This window comes from Clostridium tarantellae (assembly GCF_009295725.1).
GTDB classification, from domain to species: domain Bacteria; phylum Bacillota; class Clostridia; order Clostridiales; family Clostridiaceae; genus Sarcina; species Sarcina tarantellae.
In genome coordinates this window covers 1-4,804 of sequence record NZ_WHJC01000257.1, presented here as the reverse complement: position 1 = coordinate 4,804, position 4,804 = coordinate 1, and the positions used below count along the sequence as shown (strand labels likewise).

Here is a 4,804-nt window from a genome sequence, read left to right as displayed (position 1 = left end):
TACTAAATATTTATCAAGTGGTAAACTTTATCTAAAAGAATAAAAAATTAACAAATTATATTAATGAACAAAATAGGAGGCTGACTATGGGAAAATATAAAGTTGGAGATGAATTAATATTAGTAACAGATCCAAATGAAGAAAAAGAAAAGTTAAAAGAAATGAGTAACTTATATAAAGATGGCGATTATGCTGTGTTTTCTTGGGGAATAAAAATTGTTGATGTAGAATATGATAAACCTAATGTAACTCTTACTTATAGAAATGTAAGAGGAGAGACAAATAAAGTTTTTGCCGTATGTAATGATGTAGCTAATTTTGATACTGAAAAAGTATTAGAAAAAGCACTTTTAAAAGCATTTCAAAATGAAGTTATGAATATAACTGTTCTTAGAAATACAGGTGCTAAGTTTTAATTTTAATATATTTACAAATAAAGAATAAATAGTTTACATAAAACTATTTATTCTTTATTTTGTATTAACTAAAAAAATAATGAATAAATTATAGGAATTAAAGAATAAAAAAATATATTTATAAATTTTTTAAAAAAAAATTGCAAAAAAACTTTATTTTTTAAAAAAATTACCATATAATAAACTCATATAAATGTTTTAATTGGATATTGGGGGAGAGTTAATATGGGGAACTGTCCATTTTGGTCAAGTAAAATTAAAAGAGTAAGTTGTTATAAGGAGTGTCCTATGAATAGAGAAAATACAAATGAAGAATGTGTATTTTCTTTATATTTAACATCATTTATTGTTGAAAAAGATATAGTAATAAATGATAAATATAGTAGTGGACATGAAGAAGCACAACAGGAAGAACGTTTAATTGGAAGGTATAAATATTTATCTAATTATTAAAATTAGAAAAAGCGCTTTGTAATGTATTACAAAGCGTTTATAAAGTTTATTTATATGTGTTTGAGTACCTATAAAGTAAATTTTGTTTTAATGCCCAAAGTGATTTTGAAAGATCAACATAATATGTATGTGGATTTTCAAATCTTAAAACTTCAGGCCATAATTTTTCACTTTCTTTTTTTGCATAGTTTCTAATTTCCATTACAGATGGATTTTGGTAAACTAATTTACCTTTATCAAATATTTTAACCATTAAATCTTTTACATAATAATTTGAAAGTTTTTTTCTTTTCCATATATGAATAGGATCAAATATTTCTAATGGTTCATGAACATTAATATTTTCATCATGTAAACATATTAAATCTGCTAATGCCATATGTGTTTCTTTATCAAATAACCTATAAATTTTTTTGAAACCTGGATTTGTTATCTTCTCCTCATTTTCGCTTATTTTTATTCTAGGAGCTATTTTACCTGGTTCATCTTCAACAGCTACTAATTTATAAACACCACCAAAAACAGGTTCAGATTTAGCTGTAATTAATCTTTCACCAACTCCAAAAGCATCAATAGTTGCGCCTTGATTTAACACATCTCTTATAATATATTCATCTAATGAATTAGATACTATAATTTTACAGTCAGGATATCCAGCTTGATCTAACATTTTTCTGCATTTTTTAGATAAATAAGTTATATCACCACTATCTATTCTAATTCCTTTAGGTCTATATCCTAATGGCGTTAAAATTTCATTAAATACTTTTATAGCATTAGGTATTCCAGATTTCAAAACATTATAAGTATCAACTAAAAATGTACAATTTTCAGGATAAGTTTTAGCCCAAGCTTTAAAAGCTTCATATTCATCACCAAATAATTGAATCCAACTATGAGCCATAGTTCCATTTGCTGGAACATTAAACATTTGTTCCGCTATTGTACAGGCAGTAGAGTTACAACCACCTATCACGGCAGCTCTTGCGCCATATATAGCACCATCATATCCTTGAGCTCTTCTAGAACCAAATTCCATAACAGTTTTCCCTTTAGCAGCTCTACATATTCTATTTGCTTTTGTTGCAATAAGTGTTTGGTGATTTATTGTTAAAAGAATCATTGTTTCAATAAACTGAGCTTGAACAACTGGTCCTTTAACAGTAACTAAAGGTTGATTTGGGAACACTGGATTTCCTTCTGGAATAGCCCATATGTCACAAGTAAATTTAAAATTCTTAAAAAATTCTAAAAACTCTTCTGAAAATAAGTTTTTTGATTTTAGATATTCAATGTCGTCTTTAGAAAATTTAAGATTACATAAATATTCTATTAATTGTTCAACACCTGACATTATACAATATCCACCACCATCAGGCACTCTTCTAAAGAACATATCAAAATAAGCTATTTTATTTTCTATGCCGTTTTTAAAATAGCTATTAGCCATAGTAAGTTCATAAAAATCTACGAGCATAGTAAGGTTTCTAGGATTTTTTACATCAAATTTATAATCCATATAAAAATCTCCTTTTTTTAAGTTTCCATAAACTATTGTAACCATTCCTTAGAATTATTACAATATATGTAGTACTTATTATGTAATTTATTTAGAAAAATGTATATAATTAAAGATATTATATAAAGGAAAATAAAAGAGGAGCTTTATATGAGCAATTTAGATAAATACCAATTGTCAGCAGTAGAATGTAAAAGTAAAAATACTTTAATAGTAGCCCCACCAGGATCAGGAAAAACTACTGTTATTTTAAATAGAATTAAATATTTAATTGAGGATAAAAAAGTTAAAAGTAGCAATATAATAGTTATAACCTTTACGAAGTCAGCAGCAGAAAATATGAAAAATAGATTTTTAACCATTTGTCCTAAAATTAATCCACCTTTTTTTGGAACATTTCATGGATTGTTTTATAAAATACTTTTAAGAAATAATGAAGATATAAAAATAATAGATAGTGGTGAAGTATATAATCTTATAAAAAAAGAATTAAATAATTTTACAGAAGATGTTAGTGATGAAAAAGTAAAAGAGATAATAAATAATATTTCATTAAAAAAAAGTGCTTTAAATCATAATAAAGAATTTAAATCTTCAATATCCAATGACATATTTTACAAATGTTTTAATGCTTATGAAAACTATAAGCTTTTAAAAGGATTAAGCGATTTTGATGATTTACAAATTAAATGTAGAGATTTATTTTTAAATAATTATAGATTATTAAATAATTATAGAAATTTGTTTAAATATATATTAGTAGATGAATTTCAAGATTGCGATTCTATACAAATAGAAATACTTAAAATGTTAAATACTAATATTTTTTGTGTAGGAGATGAAGATCAATGTATATATTCATTTAGAGGTTCTACTCCTAAATGTATGGTAGATTTTAAAAATGAATTTTATGAAGGGAAAAAAATATATTTAAAGTATAACTATAGAAGTTTGAAAAATATAGTAGATTTTTCAAAAGAAATAATAAAAGAAAATACTGAGAGACATAAAAAAGATATAGAAGCTTTTAAAGAATTAAATGGGAATATTAATTTTTATATTCCTTTTAATGAAAGTGAGCAAGTAAATAAAATAATAACTGAAATAAAAAAATTTAAATTAAAGGGTTATAAGTATAGTGATAATGCTATTTTGTATAGAACTAATGTAGAGTCAAGAAGTTTAATTGATGGATTTATAAGAAATAAAATTCCTTTTAAATTATTAGATAAAGAATATAATTTTTTTAATCATTTTATATGTAAAGATATAATAGCATATTTAAAGCTAGCTATTAATCCTTATGATAAAAAAAGTTTTGCTAGAATAATAAACAAACCTTTTAGATATGTTTCTAAAAGCGCATTACATAAAATTAATATTCATAAGGAAAAATGTAATGTATTTGATATATTAATAAATTCAGACGAAATTCATCCATTTCAGATGAAGAAATTAGAGGATTTAAAATCAGATATAAATATGTTAAATAAAGTATCTTTGAATTCAGCTATAGATTTTATACTTAGTGACTTAGAGTATAGTCATAATATAAGAGAATATTGTGATAGATTCAAACAAAATCAAGAAGAACTTTTAGATATTATAGAGGAGTTTAAAAATGCAGCACAGGAATATAAAAGTATAATAACTTTTTTAGTCCATATAGAAGATATAGAAGAAAATCTTAAGGAATTAAAGAATAATTTGAATGTAGATGGAGTTATATTTAGTACTATTCATGGAGTAAAGGGAATGGAATTTAAAAATGTGTATATTATAGATTTAGTTGATGAAATAATACCTCATGTCAATAGTAAAGATAATATAGAAGAAGAAAGAAGATTGTTTTATGTAGGAATAACTAGAGCTATAAATAATTTATATTTGTATTCACCTAAAAATTTAAAGGGCAAATTTAAAAAGGTAACGGAATTTATACCTGAATTTACAGAAAAATTTTTTATTAATAGTGCAAAAGAACAAAAAAATTCAATGAAAAAAGGGGATTTGATTGAGCATAATTATTTTGGTTATGGAACTATTAAAGAAATAGATGATGGGAATATTGATGTAGATTTTGGTAATAATATGATTAGAAAATTTTGTCTTAGTACTTTAATTGAAAATAATTTAATAAAATTAATATAATACCAAAACCTATTTGGAAATTTCAAATAGGTTTTAGTATTTTAATTATAAAAATTTTATATTAAAAACCTTTCTTTTTAGCTTCAATACCACTTTTATTAATACCAGGTTGTTCTATAGTAGTATTAAAACTATTTTTTGCCCATTGATTTTGAGTTTTAGATCCATTTTTAAGATAATTTTCTTTGGAATAAGTTTTTTTACTTTCACTTTTCATAAAAATCACTCCTATAAATTATGTAATTTTCCTTACATAGTATATGAT

General features: G+C 23.6%; 5 protein-coding genes. 3 read left to right on the top strand and 2 right to left on the bottom strand.

The window, feature by feature from the left end; translation table 11 throughout:
• Window positions 1-86 precede the first annotated feature (86 nt).
• A complete protein-coding gene (locus tag GBZ86_RS12730; protein WP_152891220.1) occupies window positions 87-416 on the top strand; it encodes a hypothetical protein in 330 nt (109 codons plus the stop codon).
• 225 nt (window positions 417-641) lie between these two features.
• On the top strand, window positions 642-869 hold the full coding sequence (locus GBZ86_RS12725; RefSeq protein ID WP_152891218.1) for a hypothetical protein: 228 nt from the start codon (window positions 642-644) through the stop codon (window positions 867-869).
• A 46-nt stretch (window positions 870-915) separates the two neighbouring features.
• Here the strand turns inward: GBZ86_RS12725 and GBZ86_RS12720 are convergent, their stop codons facing one another.
• The gene (locus GBZ86_RS12720; RefSeq protein ID WP_152891216.1) at window positions 916-2,388 is read right to left on the bottom strand and encodes a nicotinate phosphoribosyltransferase; all 1,473 of its coding nucleotides are present in this window, start codon (window positions 2,386-2,388) and stop codon (window positions 916-918) included.
• A 150-nt stretch (window positions 2,389-2,538) separates the two neighbouring features.
• Between GBZ86_RS12720 and GBZ86_RS12715 the strand changes: the two genes are divergently transcribed.
• Window positions 2,539-4,539 (top strand): ATP-dependent helicase, encoded by a 2,001-nt coding sequence (locus GBZ86_RS12715; RefSeq protein ID WP_152891214.1) that lies wholly within the window; start codon window positions 2,539-2,541, stop codon window positions 4,537-4,539.
• Window positions 4,540-4,600: 61 nt separating this feature from the next.
• Here GBZ86_RS12715 and GBZ86_RS17275 read toward each other — a convergent pair whose 3' ends face one another.
• Entirely contained in the window at window positions 4,601-4,756 is a 156-nt protein-coding gene (locus GBZ86_RS17275) for a hypothetical protein (RefSeq protein WP_170272246.1), read from the bottom strand.
• Window positions 4,757-4,804 lie beyond the last annotated feature (48 nt).